General features: G+C 70.2%; 20 protein-coding genes and 1 tRNA gene. 7 read left to right on the top strand and 14 right to left on the bottom strand.

The features are described 5' to 3' along the window. The first annotated feature begins 79 nt into the window (after positions 1–79). The gene (locus ABUW04_RS37715; RefSeq protein ID WP_380568814.1) at positions 80–946 is read left to right on the top strand and encodes an HNH endonuclease signature motif containing protein; all 867 of its coding nucleotides are present in this window, start codon (positions 80–82) and stop codon (positions 944–946) included. A 60-nt stretch (positions 947–1,006) separates the two neighbouring features. Then, a tRNA-Leu gene (locus tag ABUW04_RS37710) sits at positions 1,007–1,081 on the top strand. A 39-nt stretch (positions 1,082–1,120) separates the two neighbouring features. Here ABUW04_RS37710 and ABUW04_RS37705 read toward each other — a convergent pair. The 4 genes from ABUW04_RS37705 to ABUW04_RS37690 form a co-directional block, all read right to left on the bottom strand. After that, complete coding sequence (locus tag ABUW04_RS37705; protein ID WP_380568813.1) at positions 1,121–1,723, bottom strand: hypothetical protein; 603 nt, start codon at positions 1,721–1,723, stop codon at positions 1,121–1,123. A 53-nt stretch (positions 1,724–1,776) separates the two neighbouring features. Next, on the bottom strand, positions 1,777–2,388 hold the full coding sequence (rdgB, locus tag ABUW04_RS37700) for an RdgB/HAM1 family non-canonical purine NTP pyrophosphatase (RefSeq protein WP_380568812.1): 612 nt from the start codon (positions 2,386–2,388) through the stop codon (positions 1,777–1,779). A gap of 5 nt (positions 2,389–2,393) precedes the next feature. Next, positions 2,394–3,119 (bottom strand): ribonuclease PH, encoded by a 726-nt coding sequence (rph, locus tag ABUW04_RS37695; protein ID WP_030260485.1) that lies wholly within the window; start codon positions 3,117–3,119, stop codon positions 2,394–2,396. Between the two features lie 171 nt (positions 3,120–3,290). Next, positions 3,291–3,527: a glucose PTS transporter subunit EIIB gene (locus ABUW04_RS37690; protein WP_030260490.1), complete on the bottom strand. Its 237-nt coding sequence runs from the start codon at positions 3,525–3,527 to the stop codon at positions 3,291–3,293. Between the two features lie 296 nt (positions 3,528–3,823). Here ABUW04_RS37690 and ABUW04_RS37685 point away from each other — a divergent pair, with 296 nt between their 5' ends. Further along, positions 3,824–5,080 carry a PTS transporter subunit EIIC gene (locus ABUW04_RS37685; protein WP_030260491.1) on the top strand — a complete coding sequence of 419 codons (1,257 nt, stop codon included), beginning with the start codon at positions 3,824–3,826 and terminating at the stop codon, positions 5,078–5,080. Between the two features lie 177 nt (positions 5,081–5,257). Continuing rightward, a complete protein-coding gene (locus ABUW04_RS37680) occupies positions 5,258–6,490 on the top strand; it encodes a PTS transporter subunit EIIC (protein ID WP_030260494.1) in 1,233 nt (410 codons plus the stop codon). 89 nt (positions 6,491–6,579) lie between these two features. Here ABUW04_RS37680 and ABUW04_RS37675 read toward each other — a convergent pair whose 3' ends face one another. The 8 genes from ABUW04_RS37675 to clpS form a co-directional block, all read right to left on the bottom strand. Further along, positions 6,580–7,326 carry an MBL fold metallo-hydrolase gene (locus ABUW04_RS37675; protein WP_380568811.1) on the bottom strand — a complete coding sequence of 249 codons (747 nt, stop codon included), beginning with the start codon at positions 7,324–7,326 and terminating at the stop codon, positions 6,580–6,582. A 201-nt stretch (positions 7,327–7,527) separates the two neighbouring features. Beyond that, entirely contained in the window at positions 7,528–7,728 is a 201-nt protein-coding gene (locus ABUW04_RS37670; RefSeq protein WP_030260499.1) for a MarR family transcriptional regulator, read from the bottom strand. A gap of 231 nt (positions 7,729–7,959) precedes the next feature. Next, positions 7,960–8,928: a PLP-dependent cysteine synthase family protein gene (locus tag ABUW04_RS37665; RefSeq protein ID WP_030260501.1), complete on the bottom strand. Its 969-nt coding sequence runs from the start codon at positions 8,926–8,928 to the stop codon at positions 7,960–7,962. Continuing rightward, entirely contained in the window at positions 8,928–9,206 is a 279-nt protein-coding gene (locus tag ABUW04_RS37660; protein WP_030260503.1) for a MoaD/ThiS family protein, read from the bottom strand. The genes ABUW04_RS37665 and ABUW04_RS37660 overlap by 1 nt, the downstream gene beginning before the upstream one ends. 100 nt (positions 9,207–9,306) lie before the next feature. Next, positions 9,307–9,411 carry a putative leader peptide gene (locus ABUW04_RS37655; protein WP_332262562.1) on the bottom strand — a complete coding sequence of 35 codons (105 nt, stop codon included), beginning with the start codon at positions 9,409–9,411 and terminating at the stop codon, positions 9,307–9,309. 133 nt (positions 9,412–9,544) lie between these two features. After that, positions 9,545–9,973 carry a Mov34/MPN/PAD-1 family protein gene (locus ABUW04_RS37650; RefSeq protein WP_030260506.1) on the bottom strand — a complete coding sequence of 143 codons (429 nt, stop codon included), beginning with the start codon at positions 9,971–9,973 and terminating at the stop codon, positions 9,545–9,547. A gap of 20 nt (positions 9,974–9,993) precedes the next feature. Next, the gene (locus ABUW04_RS37645; protein ID WP_030260509.1) at positions 9,994–10,572 is read right to left on the bottom strand and encodes a DUF2017 domain-containing protein; all 579 of its coding nucleotides are present in this window, start codon (positions 10,570–10,572) and stop codon (positions 9,994–9,996) included. 67 nt (positions 10,573–10,639) lie between these two features. Further along, positions 10,640–10,942, bottom strand: a complete 303-nt coding sequence (gene clpS, locus ABUW04_RS37640) for an ATP-dependent Clp protease adapter ClpS (protein ID WP_030260512.1) — start codon at positions 10,940–10,942, stop codon at positions 10,640–10,642. A gap of 175 nt (positions 10,943–11,117) precedes the next feature. On the opposite strand from clpS, the gene ABUW04_RS37635 reads away from it, so the two are divergent. From ABUW04_RS37635 to ABUW04_RS37625, 3 genes are all read left to right on the top strand, one after another. Further along, entirely contained in the window at positions 11,118–12,461 is a 1,344-nt protein-coding gene (locus tag ABUW04_RS37635) for a nicotinate phosphoribosyltransferase (RefSeq protein ID WP_380568809.1), read from the top strand. A 135-nt stretch (positions 12,462–12,596) separates the two neighbouring features. After that, positions 12,597–13,190 (top strand): nicotinamidase, encoded by a 594-nt coding sequence (locus tag ABUW04_RS37630; RefSeq protein WP_030260518.1) that lies wholly within the window; start codon positions 12,597–12,599, stop codon positions 13,188–13,190. Positions 13,191–13,521: 331 nt separating this feature from the next. Then, positions 13,522–13,803, top strand: a complete 282-nt coding sequence (locus ABUW04_RS37625; RefSeq protein WP_037596928.1) for a hypothetical protein — start codon at positions 13,522–13,524, stop codon at positions 13,801–13,803. A gap of 72 nt (positions 13,804–13,875) precedes the next feature. Here ABUW04_RS37625 and ABUW04_RS37620 read toward each other — a convergent pair whose 3' ends face one another. Both ABUW04_RS37620 and ABUW04_RS37615 read right to left on the bottom strand, forming a co-directional pair. Beyond that, complete coding sequence (locus tag ABUW04_RS37620; RefSeq protein WP_037596930.1) at positions 13,876–14,541, bottom strand: RDD family protein; 666 nt, start codon at positions 14,539–14,541, stop codon at positions 13,876–13,878. Positions 14,542–14,612: 71 nt separating this feature from the next. Next, positions 14,613–15,214: RDD family protein (locus tag ABUW04_RS37615; RefSeq protein ID WP_380568808.1), on the bottom strand; the 602-nt coding region annotated here is incomplete at its 5' end.

Here is a 15,214-nt window from a genome sequence, read left to right as displayed (position 1 = left end):
CCCCGCGACCCGGCCAGGTGGATGCTCGTGCACGCCCTCCGGTCCGCGACGCTTCGTCGGCCGCCTGGAGGAGATCCAGATGCCGACCCTGAAGTACACCCAGGACCTGCTCACCGAGGTTGCCGCCGCATCGAAGAGCATCACCGAGATGATGCGCCGCCTCGATGTGCCCTTGGCCGGCGGCACTCACAGCTACCTGAGCAGACGGCTCAGGCACTACGGCATCGACACGTCACACTTCACCGATCTCAATAGGCCCACGCAGGCGCGCCGTACGTACACGAGAGAAGCACTGGCCGAAGCAGCAGTGCATTCCCGGAGTGTGGGCGACGTCATGCGGTATCTGGGCATCGCGCCCTACAACAGCGCCTACTCGTATCTGACCAGCCGACTGGCCCACTTCGGCATCGACACGTCGCACTTCGCCGCGGCAACGGCAACCGGTCGTTCGCCGGTACGCAAGTTCGGGGGACTCATCCCCCGGCAGGTACTGGAGCCGGCCGTCGCGGACTCCCGGAGCATCACCGGCGTGATCCGCCTGTTGGATCTCAACTACGGTGGCGCATCCCGCAGCCTGACCATGCACAGCATCGAGGTGCACAACCTGGATACGTCCCACTTCACCGGCCAGGGGCACCTCAAGAATCTCCCCTCTCCCCAGCGCCGCTCAGCAGCAGAGATCCTGATCGAATACCCACCCGGCTCCACTCGCGTCTCCAACACGCGCCTGCGGCGCGCCTTGGACGAGATCGGCAGGTCATACCTCTGCAGCGACTGCGGAGTCGGGCAGATCTGGAACGGGAAGCCTCTGGTCCTGGAGATCGACCACATCGACGGGAATTGGCTCGACAGCCGAGCCGAGAATCTGCGCTACCTGTGCCCCTGCTGCCACAGCCAGACGCCCACCTATCGCGGCCGCAACCGGCGGATCCTGGTGATCGAGTGACCGACCGGATGCCATAATCTAGGCAGCTACCGCAGTGGCGAGACGCGGTAGTCACACAATGCGCTCGTACTCCAATTGGCAAGAGAGACGGTCTTTAGGTGGCCGGGGTTGTGGGTTCGAATCCCACCGAGCGCACTGTCCAAGGGGCCGCCCGCCTTCACGAGCAGGCGGCCCTCAGAGGGCTTCGAGTTCGGCTGCTCGGCGGAGGTCCTTGGGGCGGCCGACTGCTCTGCGCATGCTGATCAGGTCCTCGCGGCGGAGGTAGTGGATCTCGGAGCCGTCGCGGTCGGTGGCGGTCAGGGCGCGGTCCAGGTAGTCGGCGACGGTGAGTGTGCCCCAGGGCAGTGCCGGCGTGCAGCAGTCACCGCTGGCGCCCGGCGAGGAGAACTGGACCTTGGGGCACAGGAAGGCGCCCGGCTCCAGGGCGATCGGCGCGCCGTCGTCGTCGCTCAGAGAGCCGCCCACCGCCGAGAGGGCTGCCACCAGCGGTCCGGCCTGGGCCGGATCCCCGCTCCAGAGCAGGTCCAGATCGCCCGTCAGCTCGTTCGAGCCGTGCAGGATCCCGGCAACCTGACCGATCACCACCGCCCGGGCTCCGGCCCGGTGCAGCGACCGCAGCAGCGGAAACGGGTCGAAGCCGCAAGCGTCGTCGGTGCCGATGGTGCCGACGGAGTCATCGGCCTCGTCGTGGCCCCGCCCGCTGGCCACCCGTCCGCTGGTAAGTTCCGCCGTCCGCCGCACCGCCTCGTGCAGCCGGTTCACGATCTGCTCATCCATCCGGCCATCCAACACCGTCGGCGGGGGCGGGCCAGGCGGAATGACCCGGACCGTCAGCCCGCCGTCACCAGTTCCCGCACCACCGGGACGAGCCCGCGGAAGGCCTCGCCACGATGACTGATCGCGTTCTTCTCCTCCGGCGACAGCTCCGCGCAGGTGACCTCGTACCCGTCCGGCTGCAGGATCGGGTCGTAGCCGAAGCCGTTCGTCCCCACCGGCTCGAACCGGAGGGTGCCCCGCAGGCGGCCCATGACGACGCGTTCGGTGCCGTCCGGGAGGGCGAGTGCCGCGGCGCAGGCGAAGTGGGCGGCGCGGTGGGGGGCGGCGATGTCGCCGAGCTGGGCGAGCAGCAGATCGAGGTTGGCCTTGTCGTCGCCGTGCCGGCCGGCCCAGCGGGCCGAGAAGATGCCAGGGGCGCCGCCGAGCACGTCCACGCAGAGGCCGGAATCGTCAGCCACCGCCGGAAACCCGGTGGCCTGCGCCAGCGCATGCGCCTTGAGCAGGGCGTTCTCGGCGAAGGTGACCCCGGTCTCGACGACGTCGGGGATCTCCGGGTAGGCGTCTGCGCCCACCAGCTCGACGCCCAGCCCGGCGTCACCGAGGATGGTCCGGAGTTCAACCACCTTGCCCGCGTTGCGGGTGGCGAGGATCAGACGGTCAGTCATGCCGCTCACCCCTCCAGGACCTTGCGCTGGATCTCGTCCAGCTCGGCGCAGCCCAGCTGTCCCAGGTCCAGCAGCTGGTTCAGCAGGTCGCGGTCGAACGGTGCGCCCTCCGCCGTGCCCTGGACCTCGACGAACTTGCCGTCGCCGGTGCAGACGATGTTCATGTCCGTCTCGGCGCGCACGTCCTCCTCGTAGTTGAGGTCGAGCATGGGCAGCCCGCCCACGATTCCGACGCTGACCGCGCTCACCGATCCGACGATCGGCTCGGCCTTGGCCCGGGTGATCTTCTTCTCCTGGGCCCAGCGCACCGCGTCGACCAGGGCCACGTAGGCGCCGGTGATGGCGGCCGTCCGGGTCCCGCCGTCGGCCTGGAGGACGTCGCAGTCGATGGCGATGGTGTTCTCGGACAGAGCACGGGTGTCGACCACGCCGCGCAGCGAACGGCCGATCAGGCGGCTGATCTCATGGGTGCGTCCGCCGATCTTGCCGCGGACGGACTCGCGGTCGTTGCGGGTGTTGGTGGCGCGGGGCAGCATCGCGTACTCGCCGGTGACCCAGCCCTCGCCGCTGCCGCGGCGCCAGCGCGGGACGCCCTCGGTGACGCTGGCGGTGCAGAGCACCCGGGTGTCCCCGAACGAGACCAGGACCGAGCCCTCGGCGTGCTTGCTCCAGCCCCGCTCGATGGTGATGGGGCGGAGCTGGTCGAGGCTGCGGCCGTCGTTGCGTGTCATGGTTCCGACCCTATCCGCTGCTGTGGCCGGAAGACCAAGCAGACGCCGACGGCCCGCGCCCCCTCCGGTCCGACCGGTCGTGCGGTCGGACGGACGGGCGGCGCGGGCCGCCGGCTGTGCCCCTCGCGAGGGCAGTCCAGGTGGGCCCGGTAGGGCCCGGATGACGGAGCGTTACTCCATCATGTCCTCGATGTCGGCTGCGATCGGGTCGGCGTCGGTGCCGATGACGACCTGGATCGCGGTGCCCATCTTCACGACGCCGTGTGCGCCGGCGGCCTTGAGGGCGGCCTCGTCGATGAGGGAGGCGTCCTTGACCTCGGTGCGCAGCCGGGTGATGCAGCCTTCGACCTCTTCGATGTTGTCGATGCCGCCGAGCCCCGCGACGATCTTCTCAGCCTTCGTGGCCATCGTTGTTCTCCTGTTCTCGGCCGTGGGCCGTGTGCCCGACCTATGGGCGAGCTCCGGCACGGAGCGCCCTCTTGGTCCGCATTGACACGGTAACGCACGGTTGGCCCAACTTCGCGCGCGAAGATCACCCTGCTCACCGAGGATGACGACAACGGGACTTTGGTCGTCCCTGCTGTCGTTACGGGCGAGCTCGCGCACAACTGGTCTACACCACTTCGAGGGTGTCCGCCAAAAGGGCGTCGGGGGCGGACCCGCGTCAGTCCGTAGTGGAACAGCGAGCCCGACGAGGAGAGTGCATGAGCTCGGCGAACGTCGCCGCCCCCAAGGCGCCATGGTGGCAGGGCCTGATCAGCGGCCTGCAGAAGATGGGGCGCAGCCTGCAGCTGCCGATCGCGGTCCTCCCCGCAGCCGGCATCCTCAACCGCCTCGGCCAGGACGACATCCACACCAGCTGGGGCTTCCCGGAGAACGTGGTGAAGGTCTTCGGCGGCGCGGGCGGGGCGCTCCTCGACGGTTCGCTCGGCCTGCCGCTGCTGTTCGCGGTCGGTGTCGCGATCGGCATGGCCAAGAAGGCCGACGGTTCGACCGCTCTCGCCGCGGTGGCGGGCTTCCTGGTCTACTACGGCGTGCTGCACAAGTTCCCGGCCACCCAGGGCGTCGTCACCAACGGTGTCTACACCGAGCCGACGTACCAGAACCCCGGGGTCTTCGGCGGTATCGTCATCGGCCTGCTGTCGGCCTACTTCTGGCAGCGCTTCCACCGGGTGAAGCTGGTCGACTGGCTCGGCTTCTTCAACGGCCGCCGGCTGGTGCCGATCATCATGGCCGGTGTCGCCCTGATCTTCGCGGTGCTCTGCCTCTGGGTGTGGCCGCCGGTCGGACGCGGGCTGGACAGCTTCGCCAACAGCATCACCGACCTGGGGGCCACCGGCTCCGGCATCTTCGGTGTGGCCAACCGCGTGCTGCTGGTCTTCGGCCTGCACCAGTTCCTGAACGTCTTCTTCTGGTTCCAGTTCGGGGACTACACCAAGCCCGACGGCACGGTGGTCCACGGTGACATCAACCGCTTCCTGGCGGGCGACCCGACGGCCGGCCAGTTCACCTCCGGCTTCTTCCCGATCATGATGTTCGCGCTCCCCGCCGCCGCCATCGCGATCGCGCACTGCGCCAAGCCGCACCGCCGCAAGGAGGTGATGGGCCTGATGATCTCCGTCGGCCTGACCTCCTTCGTCACCGGCGTCACCGAGCCGATCGAGTACTCCTTCCTCTACATCGCCCCGGTGCTCTACGGCATCCACGCCGTCCTCACCGGTGTGTCCATGGCGGTGACCTGGGGCCTGGGCGTCCATGACGGCTTCAGCTTCTCGGCCGGCCTGATCGACTACGCCATCAACTGGAGTCTGGCCACCAAACCCTGGCTGATCATCCCGATCGGCCTGGTGTTCGCGGTGATCTACTACACGGTCTTCAGATTCGTGATCACCAAGTTCAACCTGAAGACCCCCGGGCGCGAGGACGACGCGGACGAGCTGGAAGCGGAAGTCACCAAGTAGCACCCACCTTCGCAGCACTCCCCCGAAGGCCCCCGGCGCGACCCGCCGGGGGCCTTCGACGTGCCCTGATGCCGAACATCACAACTGGAACACGAGACTCCACATGGCGATAAGCGCGTGCTAAAAATGGTCTACACCACCCAGTGGTGTAGACCACTTAGCGCGAAGGAACACCCTATGAGCTCGACCACCGCCGTCCCGGTGGCCCCCGCAAAGAAGCGGGGCTCAGGCTTCTTCCAGGGCCTCCAGAAGGTCGGCCGAAGCCTGCAGCTGCCCATCGCAGTCCTCCCCGCAGCCGGCATCCTGCTGCGCCTCGGCCAGCCCGACGTCTTCGGCGACAAGGGCCTGCACTGGGGCAAGGTCGCGGCCGTCTTCGCCGCCGCCGGCCAGGGCGTGTTCTCGAACATGGCGCTGCTCTTCTGCATCGGCGTCGCCATCGGCTTCGCCAAGAAGGCCGACGGCTCCACCGCGCTCGCCGCGATCGTCGGCTTCCTCGTCTACCACAACGTGCTGACGGCCTTCCCGGCCTCCGGCTCGGTCACCGCCGCCAACCCGGCCGGCAGCCCGCAGGACCCGGGCGTCCTCGGCGGCATCGTGATCGGCCTGCTCAGCGCCGTCATGTGGCAGAAGTTCCACCGCACCAAGCTGGTGGACTGGCTCGGCTTCTTCAACGGCCGCCGCCTGGTCCCGATCCAGATGGCCTTCATCGGCACCCTGGTCGGCGTCTTCTTCGGTCTGACCTGGGGTCCGGTCGGTACCGGCCTGGACCACTTCAGCAACTGGCTGATCAGCCTCGGCGGCCTCGGCGCGGGCATCTTCGGTGTCGTCAACCGCCTGCTGCTGCCGATCGGCATGCACCAGTTCGTCAACACCTTCTTCTGGCAGCAGGTCGGCACCTACCACGGCGTCCACGGCGACCTGAACCGCTTCTTCGCGGGCGACCCGACCGCCGGCCAGTTCATGTCGGGCTTCTTCCCGATCATGATGTTCGGCCTCCCGGCCGCCGCGCTGGCCATCGTGCACACCGCCCGCCCGGAGCGCCGCAAGGCCGTCGCCGGCATGATGCTCTCGGTCGGCCTGACCGCGTTCGTCACCGGGGTGACCGAGCCAATCGAGTTCTCCTTCATGTTCATCGCCCCGGTCCTCTACGGGATCCACGCGCTGCTCACCGGTGTCTCGATGGCGGTGACCTGGATGCTGGGCGTGCACGCCGGCTTCACCTTCTCCGCCGGCCTGCTGGACTTCCTGCTGAACTGGAACCTGGCCACCAAGCCGTGGCTGATCATCCCGATCGGCCTGGTGTTCGCGGCGCTGTACTACGTCCTGTTCCGCTTCGCGATCACCAGGTTCAACCTGGCCACCCCGGGCCGCGAGCCCGAGGAGGAGATCGAGGACATCACCAAGGCGTGACCCCGGCAGAACCGGACGAAGGGCCGGCCCGCACCCCCAGGTGCGGACCGGCCCTTCGCCGTGCGGGCTTCACGGAACTTCAGAGGACTTCATACGGAGTACACGGCCCCCGGCAGGGCCAGTTCGACCGGGTGGCCGAAGGCCGCGGCCGCGTCGCTGCGGTTGCGCTCCGGGTCGGTCCACGGCGGGATGTGGGTGAGCACCAGCCGGCCCACCCCGGCCCTCGCGGCGTGCTCGCCGGCCTCGCGGCCGTTGAGGTGGAGGTCCGGGATGTCCTCCTTGCCGTCGGTGAAGGCGGCCTCGCTGAGCAGCAGGTCCGCACCCCGGGACAGCGCGACCAGTTCCTCGCAGGGCCCGGTGTCGCCGCTGTAGACGAAGGCGCGGCCGCCCTGCTCGACCCGGAAGGCGTAGGCCTCGACCGGGTGCGCGACCCGGGTGGCGGTGACGGTGAAGGGTCCCAGGGTGAAGCTGCCGTTCCGCAGCGTGCGGAAGTCGAAGACCTCCTTCATCCCCGGGTGCTCGTCCATGTCGTAGGCCCGGGCCAGCCGCTCGGGGGTGCCGTGCGGGCCGTAGACGGGGAGCGGGTCGGGGCAGCCGCCGACCCGGTAGTTCCTGGCCACGTAGTAGGCGCACATGTCCACGCAGTGGTCCGCGTGCAGATGGCTGAGCAGGATGGCGTCCACGTCGTAGAGGCCGGTGTACTTCTGCAGCGCGCCGAGCGCTCCGTTGCCCAGGTCGATCACCAGCCGGTAGCCCTCGGCCTCGACCAGGTAGCAGGAGCAGGGAGAGTCGGCTGACGGGAAGCTCCCCGAGCTTCCCACCACGGTCAGTTCCATTCAGCCTCTCCTCGCGAAGTCAGCGTCCCCCACCACTGAGAGTCGAGGGTAAGGCGGCGTAAAGGCTTCGCTGCTGTGCGCGGGGCCGGTTGTGGTCGGAATCACCAGTACGGGGGGAGCTGCGCGCTCCCCCCGTACTCGTGTACGCCGTCCTCCGGCGTCCTCCTCCGGCGTCCTGGTCCGGTGTCCTGCTCCGGTGTCCTATCTGTCTCGGCTGTGCGGGCGTCGGGCGCTCCAGGCCCTGATCGTGGCGGCGTACCAGCGCGGCTGGCCGAGGACGGTGACGACGTCGGGATCGGGCAGCATTCCGTGACGCCGGTACGACTTCACTGTCTCCGGCTTGACGCCGATATGGGCGGCGATCTCGGTGTAGGACCAGAGCTCTCCGTTACGAGGACTCATCCCGGTACCTCCTGCGGCTGGACGCGTGACCAGGTCTGATGCGTTGTCACCAACTGGTCGGCTGAACTGTTCTCAACCTTTTCCGGGCCCAACGAGGCAGAAGCTCACTGATCGTTCCCTGTCGACGTTCTGTGACCGTTCCGGATCAGGAAACAGACAAATAAAACGCCCCCACCCGTGTCACACAGGTGGGGGCCGGTACGCCCGCCGGTCGGTCAGCCTGCCGGTCGGTCAGGCCCAGAGCTGGCCCTGCAGCGCCTCGACCGCGTCCTCGGTGCTGGCCGCGGTGTAGATGCCGGTGGAGAGGTACTTCCAGCCGCCGTCCGCGACGACGAAGACGATGTCGGCGCGCTCGCCCGCCTTCGCGGCCTTGCGGCCCACGCCGAGGGCGGCGTGCAGGATGGCGCCGGTGGAGACCCCGGCGAAGATGCCCTCCTGCTGCAGCAGGTCGCGGGTGCCCCGGACGGCGTCGGCCGAGCCGACCGAGAAGCGGGTGGAGAGCACGGACGCGTCGTAGAGCTCGGGGACGAAGCCCTCGTCGAGGTTGCGCAGCCCGTAGACCAGGTCGTCGTAGCGGGGCTCGGCGGCCACGATGGTGATGCCGGGGACCTTCTCGCGCAGGAACCGGCCGACGCCCATCAGGGTGCCGGTGGTGCCGAGGCCGGCCACGAAGTGGGTGACGCTGGGCAGGTCGGCGAGGATCTCCGGGCCGGTGCCGGCGTAGTGCGCGCCGGCGTTGTCGGGATTGCCGTACTGGTAGAGCATCACCCAGTCGGGGTGCTCGGCGGCGAGCTCCTTGGCGACCCGGACCGCGGTGTTGGAGCCGCCGGCGGCCGGGGAGGGGATCACCTCGGCGCCCCACATCCGCAGCAGCTCGCGCCGCTCCTCGCTGGTGTTCTCCGGCATCACGCAGACCATCCGGTAGCCCTTGAGCTTGGCCGCCATGGCGAGCGAGATGCCGGTGTTGCCGCTGGTCGGCTCCAGGACGGTGCAGCCCGGGGTGAGCCGTCCGTCGGCCTCGGCCTGCTCGATCATGTGCAGCGCGGGGCGGTCCTTGATCGAGCCGGTGGGGTTGCGGTCCTCCAGCTTGGCCCAGAGGCGTACGGCCCCCGCCTCGTTGCCGTCGATGCTCGCGGAGAGGCGGGGCAGGCCGACGAGGGGGGTGTTGCCGACGGCTTCGAGGGGGGTGTCGTACTTCATCAGACGGAACCGCCGGCCACGGCGGGGAGGATGGTGACGGCGTCGTTCTCGCCCAGGGCGGTGTTGATCCCGTCCAGGAAGCGTACGTCCTCGTCGTTCAGGTAGACGTTGACGAAGCGGCGCAGCTGCCCGGCGTCCACCAGGCGGGCGCGGATGCCGGGGTGGCGGGCGTCCAGGTCGGCGAAGAGCGCGTCCAGGGTGGCGCCGTTGCCCTCGACCGCCTTGGCGCCGTCGGTGTAGGTGCGGAGGATGGTGGGGATGCGGACCTCGATGGCCATGGCTGCTGCGCTCCTGAGGAGTGGGAGTGACTGGAGTGGGGCTGGCTGCGGGCGCGGTGACGCAGCCCGGGAAAGCGGGAGTCGGGGGTACTGCGCGGGCTCAGCTGGGGCGACAGATCGCGCTGGCGAGGCGGCACAGGTCGACGTGCAGCCGCGCCACGAGGCGGATGCCTGGGGCGGGTGTGCTCACATCGAGGGAACGCATGGGCTCATCGTATAGATTCCCGACCCCGGAAAGGGATGGGCGTCCCACTCCTCGGATGGTCGCATCCCATCATCCGGGACCCGACCGATGCGGGCGCGCCCCCGGCCCGGTCCGGGGGCGGCTGGCGACCCGTTCAGGCATGGCTCTCGACGACCTCGACGTCTTCCTCTGTGATCTCGCCGTCCACAATGCGGAACGAGCGGAACTGGAACGGGCCCTCGTCGTTGCCGCTGTCCGCCGTGGACACCAGGACGTAGTGGGCCCCGGGCTCGGAGGCGTAGGAGACGTCGGTGCGCGAGGGGTAGGCCTCGGTGGCGGTGTGCGAGTGGTAGACGACGACCGGCTCCTCGTCCCGGTCGTCCATCTCGCGGTAGAGCTTGAGCAGGTCACCCGAGTCGAACTCGTAGAAGGTGGGCGAGCGGGCGGCGTTCAGCATGGGGATGAAGCGCTCGGGCCGGTCGGTCCCGGCGGGGCCGGCGACGACGCCGCAGGCCTCGTCGGGGTGGTCGGCGCGGGCGTGGGCGACGATCGCGTCGTGCAGGGCTCGGGTGATGGTCAGCATGGCGCCAGGATAAGCAGGCCTCAGCGCGTGATCACTTCGATCAGCGTCTCCTGCAGCCCGCCGAGCCAGAGATAGGCCATCACCAGCGGCTTGCGCGGGTCGTCGTCGGCGAGCCGGTACATCCCCTCGGCCTCGTCCGGGTCGTCGCTGACCTCCAGCCGGCTGCCGAGGGTGAGCCGCAAGTCGTTCAGCGCGCCGAGCCAGTGCGCGCAGCCGTCCTTGTCGAGCTGGACCTGGCTGCGGCCCTTGCGGTCGGCGCCGGCCGCGTCCAGGCTGCGGACCACGGCCAGGGCGTCCTCGCGCTTGCGGTCGCGCAGGTCGTTCTCGGTGAAGCGGCGGAACTCGGCGGAGAGCTCGGCGGCGTCCTCGCCCTCCCCGTAGGCGTCGGGGAACAGCCGGGCCAGGGCGGGGTCCTCCGGCGCCTTGCTGGGACCCTCGGCGAACAGCCTGGCCAGCGGGTCCTCGTCGGCGGCCGGTTCGTCCCCCGGACCGAGGAGTTCCAGCATCTGGACCGAGAGGTTGCGCAGGATGGACACCTCGACCGGGTCGAGGGTGAGTGACGCGCCACCGTGGCGAGCGGGTTTGAACAGTCCGGCCATGAGGGGTCCGTGGCGCCTTTCGAGCAGGTTCGAGCGGGGGAGGAATGCCGAGCGGGCTGAGCGTACGTCACCTGTCGTGCTGCAGCGTGGCCCAGAGGCCGTAGCCGTGCATCGCCTGGACGTCCCGCTCCATCTCCTCGCGACTGCCGCTGGAGACCGAGGCGCGCCCCTTGTGGTGCACGTCCATCATCAGCCTGCGGGCCTTGTCCTTGGGGTAGCCGAAGTAGGACTGGAAGACGTACTCGACGTAACTCATCAGGTTGACCGGGTCGTTGTGGACGATGGTGACCCAGGGGGTGTCCGGGGACGGCGTCTCCTGCGAGGACGTGTCCCACTCGGTGCGCTCGATCTCGACCGGCGCGACGCTCACGATGTGGCTCCTCTTCGGTCCCGCGCGCCGTCCAGCGGGGTGGGGGTGCGACGCGGGTCCTGCTACGACTTTTCGGGACACCCCCAATGCTGCCATCCGGGGGAATCACAAGCGATCCGGGGCCGGTCGCTGCTGAGAAATCGTCAAACTGACGAGATGGCGCTAGCATCATCGTATGGACGCCGCCCAACTGACTGCGCCAGCGCAGTCCACCGCGCTGCTCACCGACCGGTACGAGCTCACCATGCTGCAGGCCGCGCTGCAGAGCGGAGCCGCGCGGCGCCGCTCGGTGTTCGAGGTCTTCACCCGCCGCCTGCCCGAGGGCCGCCGCTACGGCGTGACGGCCGGCACCGGCCGGGTGCTGGACGCGATCGAGGCCTTCCGCTTCGACACCCCCCAGCTGGACTGGCTCTCCGACCAGGGCGTCGTCGACGACACCACGCTGGCCTGGCTGGCCGACTACCGCTTCGGCGGCGACGTCCGCGGCTACGGCGAGGGCGAGTGCTACTTCCCCGGGTCGCCGCTGATGGTGGTCGAGGGCAGCTTCGCCGAGGCGGTGATCCTGGAGACGGTGATCCTCTCGATCCTCAACTACGACTCGGCCATCGCCGCGGCCGCCTCCCGGATGTCCGCGGCCGCCGGCGGCCGCCCGCTGATCGAGATGGGCGCGCGCAGGGCGCACGAGCAGGCGGCGGTGTCGGCGGCCCGCGCCGCCTACGTGGCGGGCTTCTCGGCCACCTCGGACCTGCAGGCCGGGTTCCGGTACGGCCTGCCCACCACCGGCACCAGCGCGCACGCCTTCACCCTGCTGCACGACAGCGAGCGGGACGCCTTCACCGCCCAGATCGCCAGCATGGGCCGCGGCACCACCCTGCTCATCGACACCTACGACCTGGCCGAGGCGGTCCGCACCGCGATCGAGGTGGCCGGCCCCGAGCTGGGCGCGGTCCGGATCGACTCCGGTGACCTGCTGATGCTGGCCCACCGGGTGCGCCGGCAGTTGGACGAGCTGGGGGCGGAGAAGACCAGGATCACCGTCACCAGCGACCTGGACGAGTACGCCATCGCGGCGCTGGGCAGCGCGCCGGTGGACGGCTACGGGGTGGGCACCTCGCTGGTCACCGGCAGCGGGCAGCCGACCTGCGCGATGGTCTACAAGCTGGTCGCCAGGGCCGCCTCGGACGACCCGGACGCGCCGCTGGTGCCGGTGGCCAAGCGGTCCGCCGGGGGCAAGGCCAGCCGCGGGGGGCGCAAGTGGGGCGCACGCCGGCTGGACCAGGACGGCGTGGCCGAGGCCGAGGTCGTCGGCACCGGGCCGGTGCCGGCCGACCTGGCCGACCGGCTGCTGCAAGTCCCGCTGATCACCGGCGGCACCGTGGTCGGCCGCGAGCCGCTGCTCGCCGCGCGCGAGCGGCACCTGCGCTCGCGGGCCCAACTGCCGATCTCCGCGACCCAGTTGTCCAAGGGGGAACCGGTCATCCCGACCGACTACCTGATCCCGGCGGAACCGGCTCTGTAGCCCGGGGCGAGCCTGACGGTGCCCCCCTCTCGCGAGAACGCGCGCCGCTCCCTACTCTCTCTGTACCGGACTCGCGCTCCACCCCGGTCACCGTCCGGCACCCCGCACCCTCCCGGCACAGCTCCAAGGAGAGCCATGCACCGCGCACTGATCGTCGTCGACGTGCAGAACGACTTCTGCGAGGGCGGCAGCCTCCCGGTCGCCGGAGGATCCGAGGTCGCCGCCTCGATCACCGACCTGGTGGCCGAGTCCACCGCCGGGTACGCCCATGTGGTGGCCACCCGCGACCACCACATCGACCCGGGCAGCCACTTCTCGGCCACCCCCGACTTCGCCACCAGCTGGCCGGTGCACTGCGTGGCCGGGACCGAGGGCGTCGGCTTCCACCCCAACTTCGCGCCCACGGTCACCTCCGGCGCCATCGAGGCGGTGTTCGACAAGGGCGCGCACGCCGCCGCCTACAGCGGCTTCGAGGGGGCCGACGAGCACGGGGTGTCGCTGGGCGACTGGCTGCGGCAGCGCGGGGTGACCGAGGTGGACGTGGTCGGCATCGCCACCGACCACTGCGTCCGCGCCACCGCCCTGGACGCGGCCCGGGAGGGCTTCACCACCCGGGTGCTGCTGGACCTGACCGCCGGGGTGGGCAAGGAGTCCACCGAGACGGCGCTCAAGCAGCTCCAGGACGCCGGGGTGACCCTGACCGGCACGCCCGTGGTGCTCGCCAACTGACCCTGCGGGAGCGGCGTTTGAGCGGGGAGGGGCGCACTGCGACGGGTGGGGCGCGCGGGGGCGCCCGCGGCATGTGCCAGAGGTAACCTTCCGCCCTTTCGATGAGTCGATGCGCCCCCTGTGCCTCCCTTGGTGAGGTTAGGCTGGGCGTCACGGGTCAACGGCCCGGGTATTTCAGCTGATGAACCTGGCTCCAACTTTCCGGTCCCGACTCCCTGCCGAAGAGGTCAGACGAGATGGAGCCCGGAAGGCCAACCGGAAGCACGACAGGCCCCCTTCAGCGGAGTCGACCCCCCGGCCCGCAGCCCCGAAGCCCAAGGACGGAACAGCCATGCCACGTCTGACACCGGCCCAGATCTGCTACGGCACGCTCGCGGTGGTCGTCGCGACGGTAGCGCTCCTCGCCGCCTCCGGCACCCACAGCCTGCTCACCATCAGCCTGCTGATGATCCTCGGGCTCACCCTCGGCACCATCGCCGTCGCCCTGGCGATAACCGCGCCCGCCCGGCGCGGGGCCAAGCCGGCCCGGAGCCGGCTGGTGGCCGGCGGCCGTCCCGCCTCCGCTCCGCCGGTGGAGTCGATCGCGCGCGAGCGTGAGGGCGCCCGCCACTGACCGGTCGACGCCACGTGCCTGGAGCGCCCGCCCGGTACCGGGGTGGGCGCTCCAGGCATGTGGGCGCCGGGGTCAGACCGTCCGCACGGCCTTGACCACCACGGTCTTCGCCGCCTTGTCGTGCAGGCACTGCTGGTACGGCCGGTCCCAGGTGCACCACAGGACGTTCACCAGCTGCCAGACGCAGCAGATGATGTTCGGCAGCGAGTACACCGCCGCCCTGATCCACCCGGCGCTGCCGACCGGGGGCGAGCCGTCGGCGAGCATGGCCACCCGGATGCCCATGACCTTCTTGCCGACGGTCTGACCGCCCGCCAGGGTCAGCATCAGGCCCTCGTAGACGAAGTAGAGCAGCAGGATCCCGGTCTCGACCACGAAGGTGGCCGTGGTCCGCTCGTTGTTCCTGGCGGCGGCCGCGACGAAGGACAGCGGCACCGCGACGATCGCCAGCAGGACCCCGTCGATGATCCTGGCGACCAGCCGGATCCAGATCCCGCCCAGCGGCGGCATCGCACCCGGCACCGCCCCGCCGGGCTCCCCGCCGTCGGGGTTGTAGTAGGGCTGGGCGTTGCCGTAGGGGTTGTTCTCATAGGGGTTGCTGTCGTACGGCGACTGCGGCGGTGGCGGCGACGCGGGGTCGGGGTTGTACAGCGGCGGCTGGTCGGACGGTGAGCCGCCTGCGGCGGGCTTCTCGAACGACGGCGGAGTCGGCTCGCCGGGCGGCTCGGGTGTGGTCATAGCACGAGTAGATCATCTGATATCTCATCAGACTGTGCCCTACCCGGGTGTGTCGCGCCAAATGGGGTACATCAGTTCCTCCTGGCGGCCCTGGCCTTCCCGGAGACCACCAGTGTGCGCCCGGCCCGGTCGTGCCAGCCGCGCCGCCACGGACGGTCCGTCAGCGCGCCCAGCAGGCCGAACACACCGACCAGCAGCAGCATCGAGAGCAGCTGGGTGAGCCAGCGCACCAGCGACCGGCCCAGCGCCGGCGCCCGCTTGGAACGCCGGTCCACCACCCGCAGCCCGAACATCGCCTTGCCGAGGGTGCGGCCCCAGGCCGCGGTGGGCAGCGCCTCGCAGACGAATCCGACCACCAGCAGCGCGATCAGCAAGAGTCCGGCATCCCGCAGCACGGTGGGATCCACCAGCCAGATCCGGGTCTGCCCGGTCAGCTCGCGGGCCGCGTCGATCTTGTCCTGAAGATGCGTCACCGCCTGCCGCACCAGCGGCACCCCGACCACCGAGACGGCCGCCGCGAGCACGGCGGTGTCCAGCAGCCGGGCGCCCAGGCGCCGGACCAGCGGCGCGGGTCGCGGCTCCGGCGGACGGGCCCGCCCGGCAGCCGTACCGGCGGCCGCACCGACACCCGCACGGGACGCCGCGGCGGCCCCGGCGCGCGCCCCGGCCCCCG

The organism is Streptacidiphilus jeojiensis (assembly GCF_042510965.1).
GTDB classification, from domain to species: domain Bacteria; phylum Actinomycetota; class Actinomycetes; order Streptomycetales; family Streptomycetaceae; genus Streptacidiphilus; species Streptacidiphilus jeojiensis.
Note: the sequence above shows the minus strand (reverse complement) of the source record. Positions and strands in the feature narration are given on the sequence as shown.

Coding starts and splice junctions, on each gene's coding strand:
- ABUW04_RS37650 (WP_030260506.1), bottom strand. CDS start 9,973: ATGCTGACCATCACCCGAGCCCTGCACGACGCGATCGTCGCCCACGCC.
- ABUW04_RS37620 (WP_037596930.1), bottom strand. CDS start 14,541: ATGACCACACCCGAGCCGCCCGGCGAGCCGACTCCGCCGTCGTTCGAG.
- ABUW04_RS37625 (WP_037596928.1), top strand. CDS start 13,522: ATGCCACGTCTGACACCGGCCCAGATCTGCTACGGCACGCTCGCGGTG.
- ABUW04_RS37680 (WP_030260494.1), top strand. CDS start 5,258: ATGAGCTCGACCACCGCCGTCCCGGTGGCCCCCGCAAAGAAGCGGGGC.
- rdgB (WP_380568812.1), bottom strand. CDS start 2,388: ATGACTGACCGTCTGATCCTCGCCACCCGCAACGCGGGCAAGGTGGTT.
- ABUW04_RS37670 (WP_030260499.1), bottom strand. CDS start 7,728: ATGAGTCCTCGTAACGGAGAGCTCTGGTCCTACACCGAGATCGCCGCC.
- rph (WP_030260485.1), bottom strand. CDS start 3,119: ATGACACGCAACGACGGCCGCAGCCTCGACCAGCTCCGCCCCATCACC.
- ABUW04_RS37655 (WP_332262562.1), bottom strand. CDS start 9,411: ATGCGTTCCCTCGATGTGAGCACACCCGCCCCAGGCATCCGCCTCGTG.
- ABUW04_RS37660 (WP_030260503.1), bottom strand. CDS start 9,206: ATGGCCATCGAGGTCCGCATCCCCACCATCCTCCGCACCTACACCGAC.
- ABUW04_RS37630 (WP_030260518.1), top strand. CDS start 12,597: ATGCACCGCGCACTGATCGTCGTCGACGTGCAGAACGACTTCTGCGAG.
- ABUW04_RS37635 (WP_380568809.1), top strand. CDS start 11,118: ATGGACGCCGCCCAACTGACTGCGCCAGCGCAGTCCACCGCGCTGCTC.
- ABUW04_RS37705 (WP_380568813.1), bottom strand. CDS start 1,723: ATGGATGAGCAGATCGTGAACCGGCTGCACGAGGCGGTGCGGCGGACG.
- ABUW04_RS37645 (WP_030260509.1), bottom strand. CDS start 10,572: ATGGCCGGACTGTTCAAACCCGCTCGCCACGGTGGCGCGTCACTCACC.
- ABUW04_RS37685 (WP_030260491.1), top strand. CDS start 3,824: ATGAGCTCGGCGAACGTCGCCGCCCCCAAGGCGCCATGGTGGCAGGGC.
- ABUW04_RS37715 (WP_380568814.1), top strand. CDS start 80: ATGCCGACCCTGAAGTACACCCAGGACCTGCTCACCGAGGTTGCCGCC.
- ABUW04_RS37675 (WP_380568811.1), bottom strand. CDS start 7,326: ATGGAACTGACCGTGGTGGGAAGCTCGGGGAGCTTCCCGTCAGCCGAC.
- ABUW04_RS37665 (WP_030260501.1), bottom strand. CDS start 8,928: ATGAAGTACGACACCCCCCTCGAAGCCGTCGGCAACACCCCCCTCGTC.
- ABUW04_RS37690 (WP_030260490.1), bottom strand. CDS start 3,527: ATGGCCACGAAGGCTGAGAAGATCGTCGCGGGGCTCGGCGGCATCGAC.